This is a genomic window from Aeromicrobium sp. SP1 (assembly GCF_055663785.1).
Genome location: NZ_JBQVVK010000001.1, coordinates 1,259,158 through 1,283,280, shown reverse-complemented (window position 1 = coordinate 1,283,280; position 24,123 = coordinate 1,259,158). Strand labels below are relative to the sequence as shown.

Sequence of the window (24,123 nt, the reverse complement as noted above, 5' to 3'; positions counted from 1 at the left end):
AAGGAGCGAACGTGATCATCGCGTTCTCCGTGTTGCTGGCGCTGAGCAGCCTGCTCATGATCGTCCTCGTGCTCATGCACAAGGGCCGTGGCGGCGGCCTCTCCGACATGTTCGGTGGTGGCATGTCCAGCTCGGTCGGCGGTTCGTCCGTCGCGGAGCGCAACCTCGACCGCATCACGATCGGCGTCGCCGTCGTGTGGGTCGTGTGCATCTTCGCGCTCGGTCTGCTGCTCAAGGTCAGCAACTGATGGCGGCCGGAGCCATCCGGGGCAGCCGCATCGGCTCGGGCCCCATGGGCGAGGCCGAGCGCGGCGAGGCTGCGCCGCGCCAGTCGGTGTCGTACTTCTGCGTCAACGACCACTCGATCACGCTGCAGTTCGCGATCGAGGCCGAGGTGCCCGCTGACTGGGACTGCCCGAAGTGCGGCATGCCGGCCAGCGTCGACTCCGACAACCGGCCCGACGCCCCGAAGACCGAGCCGTACAAGACGCACCTGGCCTACGTGAAGGAGCGCCGCTCCGAGACCGAGGCGGCCGACATCCTCAAGGAAGCCCTCGACACCCTGCGCTCCAAGCGCCGGACGGGCGAGATCATCTTCTGAGAGCATGAGGGCGCTCCGCGCCCGATCGCTCGAAGAGGTTGAGGTGCGAGGGCGCCCAGCGCCTGAAGCCTCGAAACCCGGTCAGGTCCGGGCAGCGCCCGCCAAGCGTGGCTCCTCGCGGCACTCGACCACCGGCCTCGGTGATCGAGTAGGGCCGGCGAGCTCTGCGAGCTCGGTCCGTATCGAGATCAGCCGCGCGGCAACTTCGACGCGGCACCCGCGTCGAGGAACCAGATCGTCTCGTCGATCCCGCGCGCGCCCGCGGCGGGCGCCTCGTCGATCGGGGCTCCGGCGAGCGCCGTGGCCACCGCGTCGGCCTTGTCCGCGCCCGAGACCACGAACCACGTTGCTCGCGTGTGGTTCAGTGCCGGGTAGGTCAACGTGATCCGTTGCGGCGGTGGCTTGGGGGAGTCGAACACCTCGACGCAGTACCGCTCCTGCTCGTGCACCTGCGGGTGACCCGGGAAGAGCGAGGCGATGTGCGCATCGGGGCCGACGCCGAGCAGGACCACGTCGAACGGTCCGTCGGGCAGCGTCGTGGCGTACTGGTCGGCGGCCTCGGCCATCGACAGGTCGCAGCCGTGGGCCGGCATCGCATGGACGTGCTCGTCGGGCACCGCGAGTCGGTCGAGGAACCCCTCGCGTGCCTGCCGGTCGTTGCGGTCCTCGTGACCGTCGGGGACGAAGCGCTCGTCACCCCACCAGTACTCCGCGGCCGCCCAGTCGGCGTTCTCGTCGGAGAACCGCGCGTAGATCCGCCCGGCGATCGTGCCTCCGGTGAGCACGATGAGTGGCGCACGGCCCGTCGTGGCGATGGCCTGGACGCGTGCGGCCAGTTGGCGAGACACCGCGGCCGCGAGCTCGTCGGGTCCTTCGAACACCTCGATCGTCATCGTCGGGTCCTCCGCTTCTTCGCGGTGAGATGTTGGAGCGTCTCACCGTAGATCTCGTCGGCGTCGAGCCGCCGCAGGTCCTCGGCCAGCAGTTCGGGGATCGTGCGCCGCCGGATCGGCACGACACGCGAGGACGAGCCCGGGACGCTGAACTCGCAGCTCATCGCGCTGGTCCGGCGGATGTCGATGTCCCCGACGTCGGTGTGCAGGGTGACCCGGCTGACCTGCGACGCGGCGTTGTCGTCCTCGAACGCGATCGGCACGTTGAGACGGCACTGCAGCCAGGCGCGCAGCAGGATCGCGACCGGGTTCTTGTCGTCCGCGACGACCCTGCCCGAGGTGACCGCACCGCTCGTCTGGTCGAGGGCGGCGGCGAGCAGGGCCCGCCACAGCGTCAGTCGTGTCCACGCCAGGTCGGTGTCCCCGGGGCTGTACCCCGGAGCGAGCCGGTGCAGCCAGCGCACGGGATCGGGGGTGCGCTCGGAGTCGGTGAGCCGACGCTTCGCCAGCCGGCCGATCGGATCGGTCGAGGGCTCCAGCGGGCCCACGCCCGGCCACCAGACGACGACGGGGGAGTCGGGCACGAGCAGCGGCAGCACCGCCGACTCGGCGTGCTTGACGAGGGGACCGGACATGCGCAGCAGCACCGACTCGCCGGGCGCGCCCGCGCCGACCCGCACGCGGGCCGTGAGGCGCGGCTTGCCGCGTCCGTCGCCCAGGATCACGCCGAGGACGCGGGCCGGGTGCTCGTGCTGCAGGACGTTGGCGGCCTTCATCGCCTCGGCGACGTTGTCCTCGTCGGTGACGATGACGAACGTCAGGACCATGTCCATCGCGGGAGAGCCCGCCTCGGCACGGCCCCGGGTCAGCGCCTTCGCGACGCTCGACGACCGGGTGTTCTCGAGGGTGAGATCCATCAGGGCCGCCTCCAGACACGTCCGTCGCGGGCCAGCATGTCGATGGCCGACTGCGGACCCCACGTTCCGGACTCGTACGTGTCGATCGTCCGCCGCCGAGCCCAGTGCTCGATGATCGGGTCGAGGATCTGCCAGGACAGCTCGACCTCCTCGTGCTGGGGGAACAGCGGCGGGTCGCCGAGCAGGACGTCGAGGATGAGTCGCTCGTACGCCTCGGGGCTGCTCTCGACGAACGAGCCGCCGTAGACGAAGTCCATGTTGACGTCGCGGATCTCCATCGTGGTGCCGGGAACCTTCGCCCCGAAGCGCAGCGTGGTGCCCTCGTCGGGCTGGATGCGCATCACGAGCGCGTTGTGGCCGAGCTCGGTCACGTCGTTGCTCTCGAACGGCAGGTGCGGTGCCTTCTTGAACACCACGGCGACCTCGGTGACGCGCCGCCCGAGGCGCTTGCCCGTCCTGAGGTAGAACGGGACGCCGGCCCAGCGGCGGGTGTCGATGTCGAGCCGGATCGCGGCGAACGTCTCGGTCATCGACTTCGGGTCGGTGCCGTCCTCGTCGCGGTAGCCGACGACGGGCTCGCCGCCGGCCCAGCCCTCGACGTACTGGGCGCGTGCCGTGTGCGCATCGAGGTCGTCGGGCAGCCGCACGCTGCGCAGCACCTTCTGCTTCTCCGTGCGCAGGCTCGCGGCCTCGAAGGAGACCGGCTCCTCCATCGCCACGAGTGCGAGCAGCTGCAGCAGGTGGTTCTGGATGACGTCGCGGGCCGCCCCGATGCCGTCGTAGTACCCGGCGCGCGAGCCGATGCCGATGTCCTCGGCCATCGTGATCTGCACGTGGTCGACGTAGTGGGCGTTCCAGACCGGCTCGAACAGCTGGTTGGCGAACCGCAGCGCCAGGATGTTCTGGACCGTCTCCTTGCCCAGGTAGTGGTCGATGCGGAACACCGACTCGGCGTCGAAGACGTTGCCGATCAGTTGGTTCAGCTCGGTGGCGGACTCCAGGTCGTGGCCGAAGGGCTTCTCGATGACGACCCGTCGCCAGCCGACGGACTCGTCGGCCAGGCCGTGCTCGTCGATCTTCGCCACGACGGTGGGGAACAGGCCCGGCGGGATCGACAGGTAGAACGCGTGGTTGCCGCCCGTGCCCTGCTTCTCGTCGAGCTTCTTGAGGGTCAGCGCCAACTGGTCCCACGACTCGTCGTCGTCGAACTGGCCGGGCACGAACTTGATGCCGGCCGCGAGCTGCTTCCAGACCGTCTCGCTCCACTCGGTGCGGGCGCCGGCCTTCGCGGCCTTCTTGATGAGCGCCGCGAAGGTGCCGTCGCCCCAGTCACGCCGGGCGAAGCCGACCAGACCGAAGCCGGGCGGCAGCAGGCCGCGGTTCGCGAGGTCGTAGATCGCCGGGATCAGCTTCTTGCGGGCGAGGTCGCCCGTCACGCCGAACATCACGATGCTGCACGGCCCCGCGATCCGGGGCAGTCGCCGGTCGCGAGGGTCCCTCAGCGGGTTCGTGCTCACGCCAGCGCGTCCTTGACCGCAGCCAGGCCCGCCGCGAGGTCGCGCAGGTGCAGCCGCAGTACGGGCCTGCCGTGATCGCTCAGCACGGCTCCGTCGCCGGCGGCCTGGGACGCGATGAACTCACCGAGCGTGAAGTCGCGGCCGGGGACGGCCAGGTCCTCGGCCGGGTCGCACGTGACCTGCAGGAACACCCCGACCGGCGTGCCGCCCTTGTGGTACTGACCAGTCGAGTGCAGGAACCGCGGTCCCCAGCCGAACGTCACGGGCCGACCGAGGCGAGCGGCGAGCGCGGGGGCGAGCGACTCGAGTCCGGACGACTCCCACCGGTCCAGGTAGAACTGCAGCGAGAGGTACTCGCGGTCGCCGACCTGCGCGAGCAGCCCGTCGATCGCCTCGGCGAGCGTGCCCGCCGACGTGCCGTACAGTTCGACGTCGCCGTCGACCGCGTCCGGCCCGGGCGCGGCCGCGCCCCCGCCGAGCAGTTCGCGGGCGGCAGCCTTGGCGCTCTCGACGTCGGGCTGGTCGAACGGGTTGATCCCCAGGAGGCGCCCGGCGACGGCCGTGGCGACCTCCCACAACAGCATCTGCGCGCCGAGCGGAGCATCGATCGCGCCACTCCAGGGCTGGTCCGGCAGGACGTCGGTACCCAGGTGCACGACGACCTCGTCGGCCGTGACCGGGTCGTCGTCCGTGAGGGCGATGACCGGCAGGATGCCGGTGCCGTCCTTGCCGGTCGACTCGGCAACGAGCTGCTCGATCCAGTCGCCCACCCCGTGGCCCGTGCGGTCGAGGAGCACGACCTTGTCGACGCCCTGTCCCGCCGCGAGGCCTAGCGCCGCGCCGAGCGTCAGCCCGACGTTCGCGGGGGAGTCCGCAGCGAGCTCGGACGAGACCTGCTCGGCCTCGTCCAGGAGTCCGCCGATGTCCGCTCCGGCGAGCCCGCTCGGCACCAGCCCGAAGGCCGTGAGGGCCGAGTACCGGCCACCGACGTGCGGATCGGCGTGGAACACGCGGTAGCCGGCCGCCGTCGCCTGCTCGTCGAGCGGGGAGCCGGGATCGGTGACCACGACCAGGTGCCCGGCGGGGTCGAGCCCGGCGTCGCTGAACGCCTGCTCGAAGATCCGCCGCTGGCTGTCGGTCTCGACCGTGCCGCCGGACTTGCTGGAGACCACCACGACCGTCGACTCGAGGTCGTGGATCGCCGAGCGGACCATGTCTGGCTGCGAGGAGTCGAGCACGTCGAGCGGAACGCCCGCCGCCGCGCAGATGACCTCGGGGGCCAGCGACGAGCCGCCCATCCCGCACAGCACGACCCGCGTGATCCCCCGTCCGGCGAGCTCGTCGCGCAGGGCGAGGATCTCGGGGACGAGGGGTCGCGAGGTCTGGGCCAGCCCCGTCCAGCCGAGCCGGATCGACGACTCGGACTCGGCCGCCGGACCCCACAGCGTTCCATCGCCGGCGAACATCTTCGATGCGAAGCCGGCGTCGACCAGATCGGCGACCTGGCTGTCGAGCGCGGACTGGTCGGGAACCTGAAGCGTCACGTCGAGGCTCATGGCTCAGGCCTTGTCGAGTTCGTTCCGGACGGTGTCGAGCAACTCGGCCCACGAGTCGTCGAACTTCTGCAGGCCTTCGACCTCCAGCTTGTCGACGACCTCGTCGTACGAGATGCCCTGTGCCTCGAGGTCGTCGATGACCTGCTGTGCCTCGGCGCCGCGACCGCTGACGGTGTCACCCGTGAGCTCACCGTGGTCGGCGAAGGCGTCGAGCGTCTTCTCCGGCATCGTGTTCACCGTGTCGGCGACGACGAGCTCGGAGACGTACAGCGTGTCGGGGTACGCCGGATCCTTGACGCCCGTGGAGGCCCACAGGGGCCGCTGGGGGTGCGCGCCCTTCGCGAGCAGGGCCTGGGCCCGGTCGGAGGCAAAGACCTCCTCGAACGCCGCGTAGGCGAGCCAGGCGTTGGCCAGTGCGGCCTTGCCGCGCAGCGGGCTGTCGGCGGGCAGGCGTCCGTCGACCTCCGCGTCGACCCGGCTGACGAAGAACGACGCGACGGAGTGGATCGTCGACAGGTCGCGTCCCTCGGCGTCGGCCTGCTCAAGGCCGTAGAGGTAGGCGTCCATGACGCCGCGGTAGCGCTCGAGCGAGAAGATCAGGGTCACGTTGACGCTGATGCCCTTGGCGATCGCCGCCGCGATGGCCGGCAGGCCCTCACGGGTCGCGGGGATCTTGATGAGCAGGTTCGGCCGGTCGACCTCGGCCCACAGCCGCTCGGCCATCGCGACCGTGCCGTCGGTGTCGCGTGCCAGACCGGGCTCGACCTCGATCGACACGCGGCCGTCGACGCCGTCGGTAGCGTCGTACACGGGCTTGAGGATGTCGCACGCGTTGCGGACGTCCTCGGTCGTCAGCGCGAACACCGCCGCGTCGACGTCAGCCCCGGCGGCCTTCAACTCGGCCACCTGTCCCTCGTACCGCTCGCCGTTGGAGAGTGCGGACGCGAAGATCGTCGGGTTGGTCGTGACACCCACCACCTGACGGTTCGCGACGAGGTCGGCGAGGTTGCCGCTCTCGATGCGCTCACGGGAGAGGTCGTCGAGCCAGATCGACACCCCCGCGTCGCTGAGTGCCTTCAGTCGTTCGGTCATGTCGATCGCTCCTGTGTGATGGATCAGTGGCTGGTGTCCGGCAGGACCGGTCCGGTCGGCCGGGCGAAGACGGGCACGCCGCCTTCGTGCTGGGCTGCCGCGACGGACTCGCGCGCAGCCTCCGCGGTGGCGACGGCGGTGATGCCGAAGCGGTCGTAGAGCTCGGTGAAGGGCGCCGAGGCGCCGAAGTGCTCGAGTGAGACGATCCGGCCGGCGTCGCCGACCACGTCGCGCCAGCCGAAGGCCACGGCCGCCTCGACGACGACCCGGGCGCGAACGGCCGGGGGGATCACCTCGTCGCGGTACGCGGCGTCCTGCTCCTCGAACCACTCGCGGCACGGCATCGACACGACGCGCGCGGCGATGCCCTCCTGCGCGAGCAGCGTGCGGGCCTCGACGGCGAGCTGGACCTCCGAGCCCGTGGCAACCAGGACGACGTCCGGGACGTCCTTCTCGAGGTCCGCCGGGGAGTCGAGCAGGACGTACGCGCCCTTCGCGGCCTGGTCGGCGGCGCCGAACTCACCGTCGCGCGGGTACACCGGCAGGTTCTGCCGGCTCAGCGCGAGCGCGGCGGGCCGGTGCTGGCGCTCGAGGACGTTCTTCCACACGGCGACCGTCTCGTTGGCGTCCGCGGGGCGGACGACGTCGAGGCCGGGAATCGCCCGCAGCGCGGCCAGGTGCTCGACCGGCTGGTGCGTGGGTCCGTCCTCGCCCAGGCCGATCGAGTCGTGCGTCCACACGTAGGTGACCGGCAGCTCCTGCAGGGCAGCGAGGCGCACCGCCGGTCGCATGTAGTCGCTGAAGACCAGGAACGTGCCGCCGTAGGGGCGCGTCGGGCCGTGCAGCGCGATGCCGTTCATGATCGAGCCCATCGCGTGCTCGCGGATGCCGAAGTGCAGCACACGGCCGTACCAGTCGCCCGTGAACTTCTTCGTCGAGTTCTGCGGCGGCAGGAACGAGGGCTCGCCCTTGGGCGTCGTGTTGTTGGAGCCGGCCAGGTCGGCCGAACCGCCCCACAGCTCGGGCAGCCGCGGCGCGGCGGCCGCGAGGAAGTCTCCCGACGCGACGCGGGTCGCGACACCCTTCTCGCTCGGCTCGTAGACGGGCAGGTCGGCGTCCCAGCCCGCGGGCAGCTCACGGGCGGACAGCCGGTCGAGCAGCTCCTTGCGGTCGCCGTTGGCCGTCACCCACAGGTCGAAGCGCGTCTGCCACTCGGCATGCGCCGCCGCACCGCGCTCGAGGGTCTGCCGCGTGTGCGCCAGGACCTCGTCGTCGACCGCGAAGTCGACGTCGGGATCGAAGCCGAGCAGCTCCTTCGTGGCGCGGATCTCGTCGACGCCGAGAGCCGATCCGTGCGAGGCACCCGTGTTCTGGGCGTGCGGCGCGGGCCACGCGATGATCGTGCGCAGGACGATCAGACTGGGTCGATCGGTGATGCTCTTCGCCGCCGCGTACGCGTCGGCCAGGGCGTGGACGTCCTCGCGGTACTCGCCGCCGCCATGGGTCCAGTCGACCGTCTGCACGTGCCAGCCGTAGGCCTCGTAGCGCAGCGCGACGTCCTCGGTGAACGCGACGTCGGTGTCGTCCTCGATCGAGATCTTGTTGTCGTCGTACAGCAGCGTCAGGTTGCCGAGCTGCTGCAGGCCGGCGAGCGACGAGGCCTCGCCGGACACGCCCTCCTGCATGTCGCCGTCGGAGGCGATCACGTAGATGTCGTGGTCGAACGGGCTCTCGCCGGCGCCCGCGTACGGGTCGAACAGGCCCCGCTCGCGGCGGGCGGCCATCGCCATGCCGACGGCGTTCGCGATGCCCTGGCCCAGCGGCCCGGTGGTCACCTCGACGCCGGGGGTGTGGCCGTACTCGGGATGGCCCGGAGTCTGGCTGCCCCACGTGCGCAGCGACTTGAGGTCCTCGATCGCCATCGGGTAGCCCGCGAGGAACAGCTGGACGTACTGCGTGAGGCTCGAGTGCCCGCACGAGAGCACGAACCGGTCGCGGCCGAGCCACGTCGGATCGGCGGGATCGTGGTTCATGAGCTTCTGGTAGATCAGGTAGGCCGCGGGGGCCAGGCTCATCGCCGTGCCGGGGTGGCCGTGCCCGGCCTTCTGGACGGCGTCGGCCGCCAGCAGCCGCGCCGTGTCGACCGCGCGGTCGTCGACCTCCGACCACTCGATCGTGGGCTGGGTGGTGATGGGGGCGTCGGTCACCGCGGCACTCCTGGGGTCTGCGTGGGATGGGTCGCTGAGGTCTTGGGTTCGAGACTATCCGCCGGGCATTAGACTCTGCCACGTGACCGTCCTTCCGCACGCGACCCGAGACGACACCGCAGCCGACGGACCCGGCCGCCGGGACGTCCTCCTCGCGTACGTGGCGCTCACGAAGCCGCGCATCATCGAGCTGCTCCTGCTGACCACGGTCCCCGTGATGTTCCTGGCGGAGCAGGGCGTCCCCGACCTGTGGCTCGTCGTCGCGACGCTCGTCGGCGGCGCGCTCTCGGCCGGCTCGGCGAACGCGCTCAACTGCGTCGTCGACGCCGACATCGACCAGAAGATGCGCCGCACGGCCCGCCGCCCGCTCCCGCGGCACCAGGTCGGCACCCGCAACGCCCTCGTGTTCGGGCTCGTGCTCGGCGTCGTCTCGACCCTGTGGCTCGGCTTCGCGGTCAACTGGCTCTCCTCGATCCTGGCTCTCGCCGCGAACGTCTTCTACGTCGTCGGCTACACGATGCTGCTCAAGCGCCGCACGACGCAGAACATCGTGTGGGGCGGTGCCGCCGGCTGCTTCCCGCCGCTGATCGGCTGGACCGCCGTGACGAACGAGCTGGCGTGGACGCCGATCGTGCTGTTCCTCGTGGTGTTCTTCTGGACGCCGCCGCACTTCTGGGCGCTGGCCCTGCGCTACCGCGAGGACTACGCGGCGGCCTCGGTGCCGATGCTGCCGTCGGTCGCGCCGGCGGCCGAGGTCGGACGGCAGATCGTCCGCTACACGTGGGCCACGGTCATCACGTCGCTCGTGGTGTGGCCGGTCGCGTACACCGGGTGGTTCTACCCGTCGATGGCGATCATCCTGGGCATCGTGTTCCTCATCGAGGCCTACGACCTGCGTGCCCGCACCCGCGAGTCCGAGGAGCTGTCGGTCATCAAGCCGATGCGCCTGTTCCACTTCTCGAACGCGTACCTCGCGCTGCTGTTCGTCTCGGCCGCGCTGGATCCCTTCTTCCGCTGAGCCGGGCTACGCTCGCGCCATGCGCGGAATGATCGCTTGGCTCGTACCCGCCCTCTGCACCGCCGCCACGTGGTGGGTGTTCCTCGGCCGTGACGACGACGACCAGTACACCGTGGGTCAGGTCGTGCCCGTGGTGCTGATCCTGATCGCGCTCGGCATCGTCTTCGGTTGGCTCGCCGATCGCACGCTGCTGCTGCCGATCATCGTGTCGTCGGTCGTGGGCCTGTGCGCCGCGGTGGCGTCGAGCTGGTCCGACGACGAGACGGGGCTGTACCTCGTGGGCGTGCTCATGATCGGCATCGGTGCGGCGATCGGAGCGACGGTGCTGGTGGTCGTCTCGTGGTCCGTGCGCCAACACCTCGAGAGCCGCCGCCAGAACCCGGCCGCGTGACCGTCCGGATCGAGCGCGCCACGGCCGACGACTGGCGCCGCCTGCGGGCCGTGCGCCGTCGTGGCCTGCAGACCGACCCGGAGGCGTTCAGTGCCGGTGCTCACGCGCGCCCCGACGATGAACCGCACTGGCGGGCCCGGCTCGCCGCGCCGGGGGCCTCGTTCCTCGCCGTCGACGAGCACGGCCATGACGTCGGGATCGTCGGCCTGGACGCCGGCGACGGGCTCGAGCTGGTGTCGATGTGGGTCGCTCCCGAGGTGCGTGGCCGCGGAGTCGGCGTCGCACTCGTGGCCGCCGTCGTGGCGGAGGCGGACGGGAGCGCGGTGGGCCTGCGGGTGATGGCCGGGAACGCCGACGCGATCGGGTTCTACTGCGATCAGGGCTTCGTGCTGGTGCCCGGCGAGCCCGACGAGGAGGGCACGTTCACGATGAGACGGGCCGCGCCACCAGCACCCACCGCGTGGCCGTCGCCAACAGAACGGCCGCACCGACCAGGTGCATCGCCACGAGGGCCATCGGCAGATCAGTGAAGTACTGGACGTAGCCGATCAGGCCCTGGGCCGCGCCGACGGCGAGCACGAGCAGCCCGGCCCGGCGGGCCCGACCACGCAGCAGGACGGTCGCCACGACCGCGAGGACCAGGAAGGTCCAGACGCTCAACGCGTGGACGCGACTCCACGTCTCGGGGTTGAGGTCGTTGCGCGGCGCGTCGGCGTCGCCGGCGTACGGGCCGCTGCCCGTGACGATCGTGCCGAGATAGATCGCCGCCAGCAGGACGACGTAGGCCGCACGCACGAGCATCGCCGGGGTCCGGTCGACCGTGCCCTCGCCTCCGCGCACGCTGACGAGGAAGGCGGTGGCCGCGACGACGAGCGCCATCGACAGCACGAGGTGCAGCGCGACGACCCAGGGGTTGAGCTCGGTCAGGACGGTGATGCCGCCGATCACGCCCTGGAACGGGATGCCGAGGGCAATGCCGAGCGCGAGGCGCCACTGCGCCCGGGTCGCCCCGGGCCAGCGCCACACGGCGACGACCGTGCCGATGGCGATCACGATGAGCACGTACGTGAGGGTCCGGTTGCCGAACTCGATGATCCCGTGCCAGCCGAGGGCGCCGTGGGGCACGAACGACTCGTCGGTGCACCGCGGCCACGTGGGGCAGCCGAGGCCCGACGCCGTGAGCCGGACCAGGCCACCGGTCAGGATGATGACGATGTTGGCGGCGAGGTTCGCCCACGCCCACTTCTCGACCGTTGACCGCGACGAGGTGCGTCGGCCGGCCTGCGTCACTCCCACTTGAACCACCTTCCGGCGGCGGCCGCGGCCACGACGGCCCACACGGCGAGCACCACCACTTCGACGGTACCGGGCGACCCGGTCGTGAAAGCGTGCCGCAGACCCTCGCCGAGCGCGCCCGACGGCAGCAGGACCAGCGCGTCGTGCACGGCATCGGGATAGCGGTCGAGCGGGAGCAGCACGCCGCCGCCGACGAGCAGCAGCACGTACACGAGGTTGGCCAGTCCGAGCGTCGCCTCGGCACGCAGCGTGCCGGCCATCAGCAGGCCCAGACCGCCGAAGGCGATCGTCGCGAGCAGGGCCAGGACGACGAGCCAGAACCAGGCGGAGGCGCCGCCCGTCGGGTTCCAACCGAGTGCGAGGGCCAGGAGCGAGAGCAGGACGAACTGGCCGGCCTCGACGACGGCGACCGCGAGCACCTTGCCGCCGAGCAGCCCGGTGCGCGACAGGGGCGTGGCGCCGAGCCGCTTCAGGACGCCGTAGCGCCGCTCGAAGGCCGTCGCGATCGCGAGCGACGTGAACGAGGTGGACAGGATCGCCAGGCCGAGCACCCCGGGGGCGACGACGTCGATCGGCCGGTCCCCGCCGACGAGCCGATCGGACCGCGAGCCCGCCACGAGCAGCAGGACGGGAATGATGAACGTCAACAACACCTGCTCGCCGTTGCGCAGCGTCAGGCGCAGCTCCATCCGCGCCTGGCTGAGCAGCCGGCGGGCGGCCGGCGCGGCGCCGGGTGCGGGGGAGAGGTCCACGTCGCTCATCTCAGCTCCCGGCCGGTGAGCTCGAGGAACCGGTCCTCGAGGGTCTGTCGTTCGACCAGCACCGACTCCACGAGGACGTCGTGTGCCGCGCACCAGCCCGTGACCCGGTGGAGCACCGTCGGGTCGACCTCGGTCGCGACGACGTAGTGACCGGGGCTCGGCTCGGTGACGCCGGCGCCGTCGGGCAGTTCCTTCGTGAGCGACTCGAGGTCGAGGCCGGCCGGGGCGTGGAAGCGGATCGTGTTCCGGGCTCCCTCGGCAACCAGTTCGGACGGCGTGCCGGACGCGATGACGCGGCCCGCATCGATGATGTGGACGAGATCGGACAGCTCGTGCGCCTCGTCCATGTAGTGGGTCGTCAGGACCGTGGTGACGCCGTGGCGCCGCAGTTCGTCGACGAGGTCCCACGTGGCTCGCCGTGACTGCGGGTCCAGGCCCGCGGTCGGCTCGTCGAGGAACACCAGCTCGGGCCGGCCGACGATCGCCATCGCGAGCGACAGCCGTTGCTTCTGGCCGCCGGAGAGGCGTCGGTAGGACGTGTGGGCGAACCCGCCCATCCCGAGTCGTTCGACGAGGCCGTCCACGTCAAGCGGCTCGGCGTACAGCGAGGCGACGTGCCGGAGCATCTCGTCGGTCCGCACGCCCAGCCAGGCGCCGCCGGACTGCAGCATGACGCCCACACGGGGCCGCAGTTGAGCGGCGTCGGCCACCGGGTCGAGGCCCAGGACGCGGATCGTGCCGGACTGCGGTCGCCGGAAGCCCTCGCACGTCTCGATCGTGGTGGTCTTGCCGGCGCCGTTCGGGCCCAGGATCGCGGTGACGGAGCCGGGCGGGACCGCGAGGTTCAGCCCGTCGACCGCGCGGACGATCTTGTCGCCGCGACCGTAGTGCATGACGAGGTCGCGGACCTCGACAGCCGGATCCGTCGACGAGTGGGGCACCGGGACAGTCTAGATGTGGCAGTTTGGGCCCATGGACCTGCCCGTGCAGCCCCCGTTGGCGCCCATGCTCGCGAAGTCCGCCAAGGCCGTTCCCGCCGGTGGTGGTCTCACGTACGAGCCGAAGTGGGACGGCTTCCGCGCCGTGATCTTCCGTGACGGCGACGAGGTCGAGATCGCCAGTCGGTCCACCAAGCCACTGACCCGCTACTTTCCCGAGGTGGTCGAGGCGATCCGGGCCAACGTGCCGGACCGCTGCGTCCTCGACGGCGAGATCGTGATCGCCCAGGACGGTCGGCTGAGCTTCGACGCGCTGACGAGCCGCATCCACCCGGCGGCGTCGCGGGTCACGATGCTGAGCGAGGCGACGCCGGCGTCGTTCGTGGCGTTCGACCTGCTGGCGCTGGGGGACCGGTCGTTCCTCGACGAGCCCCTGTCGGTGCGCCGGCCGGCGCTCGTGGACGCGCTCGCGGACGCCCGGCCTCCCGTGCACGTCACGCGCGTGACCGAGGACCCCGAGGAGGCCGAGCGGTGGTTCGAGCGCTTCGAGGGCGCGGGGTTGGACGGCGTGATCGCGAAACGGCTCGACGCCCCGTACACGCCGAACGGTCGCGCGATGATCAAGGTCAAGCACGCCCGGACCGCCGACGTCGTCGTGGCGGGGTACCGCCTGCACAAGAACTCGACCGCCGAGCGCCCTCTGCTCGGGTCGATGCTGCTGGGCATCCATGCCGACGACGGGCGGCTGCAGCACGTGGGCGTGGCCGCCTCGTTCACCGAGACCCGACGGGCCGAGCTCGTGACGGAGCTCGCGCCGCTCGTGGTCGGCGAGGGGGAGTCGCACCCGTGGGCGTCGTGGCGCGACGAGGCGGCCCAGGCCGAGGGGCGCCTTCCCGGTGGGCAGAGCCGGTGGACGGGCACGAAGGACCTCTCGTTCGTGCCCCTGCGCCCCGAGCGCGTCGCCGAGGTCGGCTACGAGCACATGGAGGGCGCCGGCGACCATGCCCGGTTCCGCCACACCGCGCGGTTCCAGCGGTGGCGTCCCGACCGCGAGCCGCAGTCGTGCACCTACGAGCAGCTGGAGGAGGTCGCGAGGTACGACCTCGCCGACGTCCTGCAGTAGGCGTGGATCACCCGCCGAGGGTCGAGAACAGCCAGACGAGCCCGAGGAACGCGACCCCGGCGACCACGAGGAACGCCACGAGGTTCCGGACGCCGTGGGACCGCGCCGCCCGGATCGCGACGGCCTTCGTGCCCAGCTTCACCCGGTGTCCGTTGAGCATCATGTAGCCGTCCGGGAGCCGGTCGCGGTCGACGGGGCGGGCCGACGATCGGCCGGTCTCGACCCGCTGGGTCCACGTCGTGCCGTTCCAGTAGCGACGTCCTCCGCCACCGGCGGGATCGTCGTACCAGCCGGCGGGGGCCTTGCGAACGCTCACGGCCCGACCCTAACCGAGCGGAACCGCCCCGCCGAGGGAGACTGGCGGGACGGTTCCTGTGTGACAGACGGTGCGCGTATCGATCCATGATGTAACACCGAGTTGTGGCGGTATCCCGGGCCGAATCGCGATGTGCGGTGCAGGGGACAAGGAATCGCCCCAGCCTCCCGATGCTGACTGGGGCGATTCCCGGGGCCGCTGCTGCAAGACGGCCCACACCCCGACCGAAGTTCGGGGCACGCCCAACCTAGGTGGCGGATGCGGATCGCGCCGTGGCAACGAGGGTTCAACTCGGAGTTTCACCCTGAATCTGCCTCGGCGCGCTTGCGACTGGGCTGCACCCGTCGCGGCTCGCCGGGCATCTTCGGGTAGTCCGGCGGGTAGGGCATCTCGCCCAGTCCCTCGGCCTCGTCGCGGTCGTACCACTCGAGCATCGTCTCCAGCGAGTGCTGGACGTCGTCGATCTCGGTCCACGCGTCCGGACGCTGCGCCAACAACGCCGGCACGGTCGTGAGGTTGAGGTCGCGCGGGTCCTCGACGTCGAACAGCTCGTCCCACGTCAGCGGAGTGGAGACCGGAGCGCCCGGCTTGGGGCGGAGGCTGTACGCGCTGGCGATCGTGCGGTCGCGCGCGTTCTGGTTGAAGTCGACGAAGATCCGCTCGCCGCGCTCCTCCTTCCACCACTTGGTCGTGACGCCCTCGTCGCGACGCTCCAGCTCCCGGCCGAACGCGAGCGCGGCGTGACGCACGTCGGTGAACGTCCAGCGCGGCTCGATCCGGACGAAGACGTGGACGCCACGGTTGCCGCTGGTCTTGGCGAAGCCGCGGATGCCGATCTCCTCGAGCAGCTCCTTGGCGGACCGGGCGACGCGCTGGGCGTCGTGGAAGTCGGTGCCGGGCTGCGGGTCGAGGTCGATGCGCAGCTCGTCCGGGTGGTCCACGTCGGCGCGACGGACCGGCCACGGATGGAACGTCAGGGTGCCCATGTGCGCCGCCCACGCCGCCACGGCGATCTCCGTCGGGCAGATCTCGTCCGCACGCCGGCCGGACGGGAAGTGGATGCGCACCGTCTCCAGGTACGGGGGAGCGCCCTTGGGCACGCGCTTCTGGTAGAACGCGTCCCCGTGCCCGTCGGCCCGCGTCGCCATCACCATGTCGGGCCGGAAGCCCTTCGGCCAGCGCTCGAGCGTCGTCGGGCGCTCGTCGAGGGCGCGCATGAGCCCGTCGCCGACAGCCACGTAGTACTCGACGACCTCGAGCTTCGTGATGGCAGGCGTGCGGTCGGTCGCCTCGAAGATCACCCGATCGGGCGACGAGACGCGTACCGCGCGTCCACCCGCCTCGACCTCGACTGCCGACGCCGCCATGAGCCGACCCTACGCCGGTTCAGTCGACGTCGGTCACGATCGACTGGACCTCGAGCACCGGCACCTGCGTCGTCCCGGACGTCGTGATCGAGGTGAGGTCCTCCGCGCCCGTGGGCACGTCGATCACGGTGCCGTTCATCTCGAAGCGGATGTCGTAGACGATCGTGATCGTGGCGGTGAAGTCGCCCGCGCGCCGGAACGTCATGGCGCAGGCGTCCGAGCGCTGCGTCACGACGGGGCACTGGAGCGTCTGGCCGGCCGCGGTCACGGTCATGCCGCGTGGCGTCGCGATCGCCCGCAGGCCCAGGGCCTCCGACCCGACGACCTCGCCGGTCGACGCGCCCTCGGCCCACCACCACGTCTCGAGGTTGACCAGGGTCCGCGTCGGCGGATTGAACACGGGTCGGACCGTCGGCAGGACCAAGGCCCCCCGCGCGGCCACGATGCGCTCCTCGAGCGTCGGTCCCTCGTCGAACTCCGAGTCCCAGTAGTACGTCTGGACCTCGTCGTCGTTCGCGTCGCGCCGGCAGCTGGTGTAGATCAGGTGGTCGGCCTCCTCCGGCTGGTCCGACAGGCCCGGGGTGACCTCGCGCGCCTCGTCCAGGTCCTGGATCGCGGCCGGGTCGTTGATGAAACAGGCCCGCGGGCCGCTGCAGAAGTCGTTCCAGAGGTCGAAGAACGTGCACGACGGCTCGCTGGACCCGCCGCCACCGCCGCCTCCGTCATCGCCGCCGCCACCGCCGTCGTTGCCGCCGCCGGTCCAGCTGACGCAGCCGTACTGGATCCCGGGCTGGTCGGGATCGACGTCGCCCCAGGCGCTGCAGGTCGCGGCGTGAGCCACGGACGCGAGACCGACGACGGCCGCCGCGCACGCCACCGCGACGATCGTGAACCGGCGAGCCGCGGTCAGCACGTGACCCCCGCCGGGGTCTTGGCGTCGCCCACGATGAGCCACGCGCCGTCGGTCTGCTCGAGTGCGTGGCTGGAGGCGTACCAGCCCGCGGGCTCGGACTCGACGATCTTGCCGTCGGCCTCGGCGCCCCAGTCGTCCTCGTTGACGCACACCGTCGCGATCGCGGTGTCGCCGTCGACCACGGTGGTGTAGTCGCGCAGCTGCGGCTCGCCGACCCGGTGGAAGCCGCCGTCGTCGTACTGGCTGTAGCGCTGCTTGATGGGTTCGATCGCATCGGGTGCGACGATCCCGGTGAAGTCGGCCGAGTCGTAGTCGCCCGAGGTCTCGACGCGCACCCGCTCGGTCCAGAACTTCTCGAGCACCGCCGCGGCATCGGCCTCGTCGGACGCCGTCGGCGTGGCCGAGGCGGACGTGGCGGTCGTGGGGTCGGGCTCGTCGGCCGAACCTCCGCAGGACGCGAGCATGGACATGGACATGAGCGTCACGACGACGGCCGCGATGCGCTTCCCCCTGAGCAGCATGCGGCCATGATAACGGGGTTCGGCGTCGAAGGCTTTCTCGTGAGGCATGCCTCACTGAGGGTGTCCTTCGTTGAATGGGTGGAAGCATTAACGTCACAATGGTGTTGTGAAAAACATGCGCGTGAGTGAGGAGCCGTCGGTCGTCGACGATTCCCCCACGCGCGAACGGGTCGCCGGGAGCATCCTCGAGAACGGTCCGAGCACGGCGACGGCCCTGGCCGAGCGCCTCAAGCTGACCCCCGCCGCCGTCCGTCGTCACCTCGAGCACCTCGCCGAGATCGGCCTGGTCGAGGCGCGCGAGGAGCGCATCAGCGGACAGCGTCGGCGCGGCCGCCCCGCGCGCGTGTTCGCGCTCACCGACGCGGGCCGCGACACGTTCACCCACACGTACGACGACCTCGCCGCCCAGGCGCTGCGGTTCCTGCGCGAGGCCGGGGGAGACGCGGCCGTCCTGGCGTTCGCGCGTCACCGTCTCGCCGAGTTCCGCACCCGGTACGCCGCGCTGCTGGAGCACGTGCCGCCGGCCGAGCACGCCGAGGTCCTGGCGCGAGCGCTCAGCGACGACGGCTTCGCCGCCTCCACCAGCTCGACGCCCCTGGGCGTCCAGATCTGCCAGCACCACTGCCCGGTCGCCCATGTGGCCGAGGAGTTCCCGCAACTGTGCGAGGCGGAGACCGAGATCTTCGCCGACCTGTTGGGCACCCACGTCCAACGGTTGGCGACCATCGCCCACGGCGACGGGGTGTGCACGACGCACCTGCCCCACGCGCCCCTGTCGAACACGGAAAGGCTGTCGCGATGACCACCACGAACGACACGACCTCGATCGAGGAGCTGAATCCCGGTCTCAAGGAGGTCGGCAACTACGAGTTCGGCTGGCACGACGCCGACGTCGCCGGGGCGAGCGCCCAGCGCGGCCTCAGCGACGCCGTCGTGCGCGACATCTCGGGCAAGAAGAGCGAACCGCAGTGGATGCTCGACCTGCGCCTCAAGGGCCTCAAGCTCTTCGAGCGCAAGCCGATGCCGACGTGGGGCGCCGATCTGGACGCGATCGACTTCGACAACATCAAGTACTTCGTGCGCTCGACCGAGAAGCAGGCGACCACGTGGGAAGAGCTGCCCGAGGACATCAAGAACACGTATGACCGCCTCGGCATCCCCGAGGCCGAGAAGCAGCGCCTCGTCTCCGGCGTCGCGGCCCAGTACGAGTCCGAGGTCGTCTACCACCAGATCCGCGAGGATCTGGAGGAGAAGGGCGTCATCTTCCTCGACACCGACACCGCGCTCAAGGAGCACCCGGAGCTCTTCCAGGAGTACTTCGGCACCGTGATCCCGGTCGGCGACAACAAGTTCGCGGCCCTCAACACCTCGGTGTGGTCCGGCGGCTCGTTCATCTACGTGCCCAAGGGCGTCCACGTCGACATCCCGCTGCAGGCCTACTTCCGGATCAACACCGAGAACATGGGTCAGTTCGAGCGGACGCTGATCATCGCCGACGAGGACTCCTACATCCACTACGTCGAGGGCTGCACCGCGCCGATCTACAAGACCGACTCGCTGCACAGCGCCGTCGTCGAGATCATCGTGAAGAAGGGCGCCCGCGTCCGTTACACGACGATCCAGAACTGGTCGAACAACGTCTACAACCTCGTGACGAAGCGCGCCACGTGCGAGGCCGGCGCCACGATGGAGTGGGTCGACGGCAACATCGGCTCCAAGGTCACGATGAAGTACCCGGCCGTCTACCTGATGGGCGAGCAGGCCCGCGGCGAGACGCTCTCGATCGCGTTCGCCGGCGAGGGCCAGTACCAGGACACCGGCGCCAAGATGGTGCACGTCGCCCCGAACACGTCCAGCTCGATCCTGAGCAAGTCGGTCGCGCGCGGCGGCGGTCGCACGTCGTACCGCGGCCTGCTGCAGGTCAACGAGGGCGCGCACGGCTCTGCCAGCACCGTCAAGTGCGATGCGCTCCTGGTCGACCAGATCAGCCGCTCGGACACCTACCCGTACGTCGACGTCCGCGAGGACGACGTCACGCTCGGCCACGAGGCCACGGTCTCGAAGGTCAGCGACGACCAGCTCTTCTACTTCATGCAGCGCGGGATGGAGGAGGACGAGGCCATGGCGATGATCGTGCGCGGCTTCGTCGAGCCGATCGCGCGCGAGCTGCCCATGGAGTACGCGCTGGAACTGAACCGTCTCATCGAGCTGCAAATGGAGGGTGCTGTCGGATGACCGTCACCACCGACACGAACATCGAGAACATCAACCAGGTCCTCGAGTTGGAGCACGTGCAGTCCCACCTGCACCCGGTGCCGTCCTACGACATCGCCGACCACCCGAAGCCCACGGGCCTCGAGGAGATCTGGCGGTTCACGCCGCTCAAGCGCCTGCGTGGACTGCTCGACGGCGCGCCGTCGGACGCCCACCTCGCGCTCGAGGAGGACCTGCCCGCGGGCGTGAAGCTGACTCCCATCACGACCGAGGAGGCCAAGGCCCTCGGCGGCATCGCGCCTCTGGACCGGCTCGCCGCGCTGGCCGTCCAGAACGCCACCGCCGTGGCCCTGGTCGAGGTCGACGGCGAGCTGGACGCACCCGCCCGCCTGAGGCTGACGGGCAACTCGGTCGAGGACGTCGCGTGGGGCCACATCGTGGTCAAGGTCGCGCCCTTCTCGAAGGCCACGATCCTGTTCGACCACGTCGGCTCGGCCACGTACGCCACGAACGTCACGTACCTGATCGGTGACGGCGCGCAGGTCGACATCGTCAACCTCGCCGACTGGAACGACGACGCGGTCCATGCCGTCCAGCACGGCATCAGCGTCGGCCGCGACGCGACCGTGCGGTTCTTCGAGTTCACCCTCGGCGGCGACCTCGTGCGCTCGTCGACGAACGTCGACTACCGCGGGCCCGGCGGCAGCGTCGACCTGCTCGGCATCTACTTCGCCGACGCCGGTCAGCACCTCGAGCACCGCCAGTTCGTCGACCACACCGCGCCCAAGACCCGCAGCAACGTGGAGTACAAGGGAGCGCTGCAGGGCCAGGGCGCCCGCACCGTGTGGATCGGCAACGTCCTGATCCGCAAGGTCGCCCAGGGCATCGACACGTTCGAGCAGAACGACAACCTCGTCCTGACCGACGGTGCGCGCGCCGACTCCGTGCCGAACCTCGAGATCGAGACCGGCGACATCGCGGGCGCAGGACACGCGTCCACGACCGGACGCTTCGACGACGAGCACCTGTTCTACCTGCAGAGCCGCGGCATCGAGGAGACCGAGGCACGGCGTCTCGTCGTGCACGGCTTCTTCAACGACATCATCCGTCGCGTCGGCGTCGAGGACCTGCAGGAACGGCTCATGGCCGCGATCGAGGACGAGCTGGCCACCGTCGTCGGACGGCTCGCATGACCAAGCACCGGATCGCGACGCTGGGCGAACTGCCCGACGGCGCGACGTTCGCCACCGAGGCGGGCGGCCACGACATCGCTCTCGTGCGTGACGGCCAGACCGTCTACGCGATCGAGGACTGGTGCTCGCACGCCGAGATCCCGCTCTCGGACGGCGACGTCGATCTGGCCGCATGCGAGATCGAGTGCTTCCTGCACGGATCGCGCTTCTCGCTCAAGACCGGCGAGCCGAACGGTCTGCCCGCCACCGAACCCGTACCCGTTTACACCACCACGATCGAGGGCGACGTCGTCTTCGTCGAGGTCCCTGAGGAGAACTGAAGCATGAGCACCCTGGAGATCAAGAACCTTCACGTCTCGGTCACGACCGAGGACGGCGAGAAGGAGATCCTGCGCGGCGTCGACCTGACCATCAACTCCGGTGAGGTCCACGCCATCATGGGCCCGAACGGCTCCGGCAAGTCCACGCTGGCCTACTCGATCGCCGGCCACCCGAAGTACAACGTCACCGACGGCGAGGTGCTGCTCGACGGTCAGAACCTGCTGGCGATGGGCGTCGACGAGCGCGCCCGCGCCGGCCTGTTCCTCGCGATGCAGTACCCCGTCGAGGTGCCCGGTGTGTCGGTCGCGAACTTCCTGCGCACGGCCAAGACCGCGATCGACGGCGAGGCGCCCAAGCTGCGCACGTGGGTCAAGGACGTCAACGCGGCGCTCGAGCGCATGACGCTCGATCCCACGTTCGCGCAGCGCTCGGTCAACGAGGGCTTCTCCGGCGGCGAGAAGAAGCGCCACGAGATCGCCCAGCTCGAGCTGCTGAACCCGCGCTTCGCGGTGCTGGACGAGACCGACTCGGGTCTGGACATCGACGCCCTGCGCGTCGTGTCCGACGGCGTGAACCGCTACTCGGCGCAGGGCGACCGCGGAGTCCTGCTGATCACGCACTACACCCGCATCCTGAACTACATCCAGCCCGACTACGTCCACGTGTTCGTGGCCGGCCGGCTCGCCGAGACCGGTGGCCGCGAGCTCGCCGAGCAGCTCGAGGTCGAGGGCTACGACAAGTTCGTCAAGGCCTCGGTCTGACGGGAGTGACCATGAGCAACTACGACGTCGAGGCGGTCCGCAAGGACTTCCCCATCCTGTCGAGGACCCTGGCGGGCGACCGTCCGCTGGTGTACCTCGACAGCGCCAACACGTCGCAGAAGCCGCGCCAGGTCGTCGACGCGATCGAGCGCCACTACCTCGAGCACAACGCGAACGTCGCCCGGGCGATGCACCAGCTCGGTGCCGAGGCCAGCGCTGCGTTCGAGCTCGGTCGCGACAAGGTCGCCGGCTTCATCGGCGCACCGAGTCGTGACGAGGTCATCTTCACGAAGAACGCCTCCGAGGCGCTCAACCTCGTCGCGCGGGTGCTCGGCGACGCCGGTCGCGTGGCCGAGGGCGACGAGGTGGTCGTCACGCAGATGGAGCACCACTCCAACCTCGTGCCGTGGCAGCTCCTCACGCAGCGCACCGGCGCGACGCTGCGCTGGTACGGCGTGACGCCCGAGGGTCGGCTCGACCTCGACTCGCTCGAGCTGACGGAGCGGACCAAGGTCGTCTCGGTCACGTGGGTGTCGAACATGCTCGGCACGATCAACCCCGTCGCCGAGGTCGTGCGGCGTGCCCACGAGGTGGGTGCGCTCGTCGTGATCGACGCCTCGCAGGCCGTGCCGCAGCTGCCGGTCGACGTCGCTGCGCTCGGCGCCGACTTCGTGGCCTTCACCGGTCACAAGATGGTCGGTCCGACGGGCATCGGCGTGCTGTGGGGTCGCTACGACCTGCTCGCCGAGCTGCCGCCGTTCCTCGGTGGCGGCGAGATGATCGAGACCGTCTCGATGGAGCACACGACCTTCGCCGCACCGCCGCACCGCTTCGAGGCCGGCACGCCGCCGATCGCGCAGTCGGTCGGGCTGGGTGCCGCGGTCGACTACCTGACCGCGCTCGGCATGGAGAACGTCGCCGCGCACGAGCAGCAGATCACCGCCTACGCGCTCGGCCAGTTGAACGAGCTGCCCGGCGTCACGATCGTGGGTCCGAAGGAGCCGGTCGACCGCGGGGGAGCGATCAGCTTCACCCTCGACGGCGTGCACCCGCACGACGTCGCGCAGCTGCTCGACAGCCAGGGCGTCGCCGTCCGGGCCGGACACCACTGCGCCAAGCCGTTGCACCAGTGCTTCGGCGTCCAGTCGACGACCCGCGCGTCGTTCTACCTGTACACGACCGAGGCCGAGATCGACGCACTCGTCGCGGGGATCCGGCACACCCAGAAGTACTTCGGGGTATGACCATGAACGCAGCAAATGTCGACGCGATGTACCAGGACATCATCCTGGAACACTACAAGCACCCCCACGGTGCGGGTCTGCGCGACCCGTTCGAGGCCGAGGTGCACCATGTGAACCCGACGTGCGGCGACGAGATCACGCTGCGCGTCCACCTCGACGGTGAGATGGTGCAGGACGTGTCGTACGCCGCCGAGGGCTGCTCGATCAGCCAGGCGTCCGCGTCCGTGCTGAACGACCTGATCGTCGGCAAGTCGGTCGCCGACGGCCTTGCGACCCTGGACGTGTTCCAGGAGCTCATGCAGGGTCGCGGCCAGGTCGAGCCCGACGAGGACGTCCTCGAGGACGGCATCGCGTTCGCCGGTGTCGCCCAGTTCCCCGCCCGCGTCAAGTGCGCCCTCCTGTCCTGGATGGCGTTCAAGGATGCGGTTTCCCGAGCCCTCGCCAAGGAGGACGCATGACCACGAACGAGATCGGTACCGACCACAGTGACCTGCCCGACGTCACGGTCCAGCCGGGCGCCACGACGCAGGAGGACGTCGAGGAGGCGATGAAGGATGTCGTCGACCCCGAGCTCGGGATCAACGTCGTCGACCTGGGCCTCGTCTACGGCGTGCACGTCGACGAGCACAGCAACGCGATCCTGCAGATGACCCTCACGTCCGCGGCCTGCCCGTTGACCGACGTCATCGAGGACCAGACGCGCGCCGCGCTCGACGGTCTCGTGAACGACTTCCGGATCGAGTGGGTCTGGATGCCGCCGTGGGGCCCGGACAAGATCACCGACGACGGCCGCGAGATGCTGCGCGCCCTCGGCTTCAACATCGGCTGACCGACCGACTCGACGCCCCGAACGTCGTCGAGGCGCAGGCCGTCGCCCGCTGAGACCTGCGTCACGACGATTTCGTGCCACCGCGGTGGCTGCGTAGACTGTTGCGGTGAACATGATCCGGCTGGAGTGACGCT

27 protein-coding genes are annotated in these 24,123 nt (G+C 70.3%); 14 read left to right on the top strand and 13 right to left on the bottom strand.

Annotated elements, in window-relative coordinates:
• Window positions 1-11 precede the first annotated feature (11 nt).
• A complete protein-coding gene (gene secG, locus ACT26F_RS06340) occupies window positions 12-248 on the top strand; it encodes a preprotein translocase subunit SecG (RefSeq protein ID WP_471669658.1) in 237 nt (78 codons plus the stop codon).
• Window positions 245-601, top strand: coding sequence for an RNA polymerase-binding protein RbpA (locus ACT26F_RS06335; RefSeq protein ID WP_471671661.1), 357 nt, complete (start codon window positions 245-247; stop codon window positions 599-601). The genes secG and ACT26F_RS06335 overlap by 4 nt, the downstream gene beginning before the upstream one ends.
• 188 nt (window positions 602-789) lie before the next feature.
• Here ACT26F_RS06335 and pgl read toward each other — a convergent pair whose 3' ends face one another.
• The 6 genes from pgl to tkt are packed head-to-tail and all read right to left on the bottom strand — an operon-like array spanning window position 790 to window position 8,783.
• Window positions 790-1,494 (bottom strand): 6-phosphogluconolactonase, encoded by a 705-nt coding sequence (gene pgl, locus ACT26F_RS06330; protein WP_471669657.1) that lies wholly within the window; start codon window positions 1,492-1,494, stop codon window positions 790-792.
• Complete coding sequence (locus tag ACT26F_RS06325; protein ID WP_471669656.1) at window positions 1,491-2,411, bottom strand: glucose-6-phosphate dehydrogenase assembly protein OpcA; 921 nt, start codon at window positions 2,409-2,411, stop codon at window positions 1,491-1,493. The genes pgl and ACT26F_RS06325 overlap by 4 nt, the downstream gene beginning before the upstream one ends.
• Window positions 2,411-3,928: a glucose-6-phosphate dehydrogenase gene (gene zwf / locus ACT26F_RS06320; protein ID WP_471669655.1), complete on the bottom strand. Its 1,518-nt coding sequence runs from the start codon at window positions 3,926-3,928 to the stop codon at window positions 2,411-2,413. The genes ACT26F_RS06325 and zwf overlap by 1 nt, the downstream gene beginning before the upstream one ends.
• Window positions 3,925-5,484, bottom strand: coding sequence for a glucose-6-phosphate isomerase (locus ACT26F_RS06315; RefSeq protein WP_471669654.1), 1,560 nt, complete (start codon window positions 5,482-5,484; stop codon window positions 3,925-3,927). The genes zwf and ACT26F_RS06315 overlap by 4 nt, the downstream gene beginning before the upstream one ends.
• 3 nt (window positions 5,485-5,487) lie before the next feature.
• Window positions 5,488-6,576 (bottom strand): transaldolase, encoded by a 1,089-nt coding sequence (gene tal / locus ACT26F_RS06310; RefSeq protein ID WP_471669653.1) that lies wholly within the window; start codon window positions 6,574-6,576, stop codon window positions 5,488-5,490.
• Between the two features lie 23 nt (window positions 6,577-6,599).
• Entirely contained in the window at window positions 6,600-8,783 is a 2,184-nt protein-coding gene (gene tkt / locus ACT26F_RS06305) for a transketolase (protein WP_471669651.1), read from the bottom strand.
• Between the two features lie 34 nt (window positions 8,784-8,817).
• On the opposite strand from tkt, the gene ACT26F_RS06300 reads away from it, so the two are divergent.
• From ACT26F_RS06300 to ACT26F_RS06290, 3 genes are read left to right on the top strand one after another with little or no spacing between them, the layout of a single operon-like run.
• Window positions 8,818-9,801: a heme o synthase gene (locus ACT26F_RS06300; protein WP_471671660.1), complete on the top strand. Its 984-nt coding sequence runs from the start codon at window positions 8,818-8,820 to the stop codon at window positions 9,799-9,801.
• Window positions 9,802-9,820: 19 nt separating this feature from the next.
• Window positions 9,821-10,192: a hypothetical protein gene (locus tag ACT26F_RS06295; protein ID WP_471669650.1), complete on the top strand. Its 372-nt coding sequence runs from the start codon at window positions 9,821-9,823 to the stop codon at window positions 10,190-10,192.
• Window positions 10,189-10,722: a GNAT family N-acetyltransferase gene (locus ACT26F_RS06290; protein WP_471669649.1), complete on the top strand. Its 534-nt coding sequence runs from the start codon at window positions 10,189-10,191 to the stop codon at window positions 10,720-10,722. The genes ACT26F_RS06295 and ACT26F_RS06290 overlap by 4 nt, the downstream gene beginning before the upstream one ends.
• Here the strand turns inward: ACT26F_RS06290 and ACT26F_RS06285 are convergent.
• From ACT26F_RS06285 to ACT26F_RS06275, 3 genes are read right to left on the bottom strand one after another with little or no spacing between them, the layout of a single operon-like run.
• Window positions 10,616-11,488, bottom strand: a complete 873-nt coding sequence (locus ACT26F_RS06285; RefSeq protein WP_471669648.1) for a COX15/CtaA family protein — start codon at window positions 11,486-11,488, stop codon at window positions 10,616-10,618. The two genes, ACT26F_RS06290 and ACT26F_RS06285, sit on opposite strands and share 107 nt — an antisense overlap.
• A complete protein-coding gene (locus ACT26F_RS06280) occupies window positions 11,479-12,249 on the bottom strand; it encodes an ABC transporter permease (RefSeq protein WP_471669647.1) in 771 nt (256 codons plus the stop codon). Before ACT26F_RS06280 ends, ACT26F_RS06285 begins: the two co-directional genes overlap by 10 nt.
• Window positions 12,246-13,190: an ABC transporter ATP-binding protein gene (locus ACT26F_RS06275; RefSeq protein WP_471669646.1), complete on the bottom strand. Its 945-nt coding sequence runs from the start codon at window positions 13,188-13,190 to the stop codon at window positions 12,246-12,248. Before ACT26F_RS06275 ends, ACT26F_RS06280 begins: the two co-directional genes overlap by 4 nt.
• A 31-nt stretch (window positions 13,191-13,221) precedes the next feature.
• On the opposite strand from ACT26F_RS06275, the gene ACT26F_RS06270 reads away from it, so the two are divergent.
• On the top strand, window positions 13,222-14,310 hold the full coding sequence (locus tag ACT26F_RS06270) for an ATP-dependent DNA ligase (protein ID WP_471669645.1): 1,089 nt from the start codon (window positions 13,222-13,224) through the stop codon (window positions 14,308-14,310).
• Between the two features lie 7 nt (window positions 14,311-14,317).
• On the opposite strand, the gene ACT26F_RS06265 is transcribed toward ACT26F_RS06270, so the two are convergent.
• The 4 genes from ACT26F_RS06265 to ACT26F_RS06250 form a co-directional block, all read right to left on the bottom strand.
• On the bottom strand, window positions 14,318-14,626 hold the full coding sequence (locus ACT26F_RS06265; RefSeq protein WP_471669644.1) for a DUF2510 domain-containing protein: 309 nt from the start codon (window positions 14,624-14,626) through the stop codon (window positions 14,318-14,320).
• Between the two features lie 299 nt (window positions 14,627-14,925).
• Entirely contained in the window at window positions 14,926-15,993 is a 1,068-nt protein-coding gene (locus ACT26F_RS06260) for a DNA polymerase domain-containing protein (protein WP_471669643.1), read from the bottom strand.
• Between the two features lie 19 nt (window positions 15,994-16,012).
• Window positions 16,013-16,906, bottom strand: a complete 894-nt coding sequence (locus ACT26F_RS06255) for a hypothetical protein (RefSeq protein ID WP_471669642.1) — start codon at window positions 16,904-16,906, stop codon at window positions 16,013-16,015.
• Window positions 16,900-17,427: a hypothetical protein gene (locus ACT26F_RS06250; RefSeq protein ID WP_471669641.1), complete on the bottom strand. Its 528-nt coding sequence runs from the start codon at window positions 17,425-17,427 to the stop codon at window positions 16,900-16,902. The genes ACT26F_RS06255 and ACT26F_RS06250 overlap by 7 nt, the downstream gene beginning before the upstream one ends.
• A gap of 115 nt (window positions 17,428-17,542) precedes the next feature.
• On the opposite strand from ACT26F_RS06250, the gene ACT26F_RS06245 reads away from it, so the two are divergent.
• Genes ACT26F_RS06245 through ACT26F_RS06210 form a run of 8 tightly spaced genes read left to right on the top strand, consistent with a single transcriptional unit; the run spans window position 17,543 to window position 23,989 of the window.
• Entirely contained in the window at window positions 17,543-18,229 is a 687-nt protein-coding gene (locus ACT26F_RS06245; protein WP_471671659.1) for a helix-turn-helix transcriptional regulator, read from the top strand.
• A complete protein-coding gene (gene sufB, locus ACT26F_RS06240; protein ID WP_471669640.1) occupies window positions 18,226-19,662 on the top strand; it encodes a Fe-S cluster assembly protein SufB in 1,437 nt (478 codons plus the stop codon). Before ACT26F_RS06245 ends, sufB begins: the two co-directional genes overlap by 4 nt.
• Window positions 19,659-20,834 carry a Fe-S cluster assembly protein SufD gene (sufD, locus tag ACT26F_RS06235; protein ID WP_471669639.1) on the top strand — a complete coding sequence of 392 codons (1,176 nt, stop codon included), beginning with the start codon at window positions 19,659-19,661 and terminating at the stop codon, window positions 20,832-20,834. The genes sufB and sufD overlap by 4 nt, the downstream gene beginning before the upstream one ends.
• On the top strand, window positions 20,831-21,154 hold the full coding sequence (locus ACT26F_RS06230; protein ID WP_471669638.1) for a Rieske (2Fe-2S) protein: 324 nt from the start codon (window positions 20,831-20,833) through the stop codon (window positions 21,152-21,154). The genes sufD and ACT26F_RS06230 overlap by 4 nt, the downstream gene beginning before the upstream one ends.
• 3 nt (window positions 21,155-21,157) lie before the next feature.
• A complete protein-coding gene (gene sufC, locus ACT26F_RS06225) occupies window positions 21,158-21,916 on the top strand; it encodes a Fe-S cluster assembly ATPase SufC (RefSeq protein ID WP_471669637.1) in 759 nt (252 codons plus the stop codon).
• An 11-nt stretch (window positions 21,917-21,927) separates the two neighbouring features.
• A complete protein-coding gene (locus tag ACT26F_RS06220) occupies window positions 21,928-23,160 on the top strand; it encodes a cysteine desulfurase (RefSeq protein ID WP_471669636.1) in 1,233 nt (410 codons plus the stop codon).
• Between the two features lie 2 nt (window positions 23,161-23,162).
• A complete protein-coding gene (sufU, locus tag ACT26F_RS06215) occupies window positions 23,163-23,618 on the top strand; it encodes a Fe-S cluster assembly sulfur transfer protein SufU (RefSeq protein ID WP_471669635.1) in 456 nt (151 codons plus the stop codon).
• Window positions 23,615-23,989 (top strand): metal-sulfur cluster assembly factor, encoded by a 375-nt coding sequence (locus tag ACT26F_RS06210; RefSeq protein ID WP_471669634.1) that lies wholly within the window; start codon window positions 23,615-23,617, stop codon window positions 23,987-23,989. Before sufU ends, ACT26F_RS06210 begins: the two co-directional genes overlap by 4 nt.
• Window positions 23,990-24,123 lie beyond the last annotated feature (134 nt).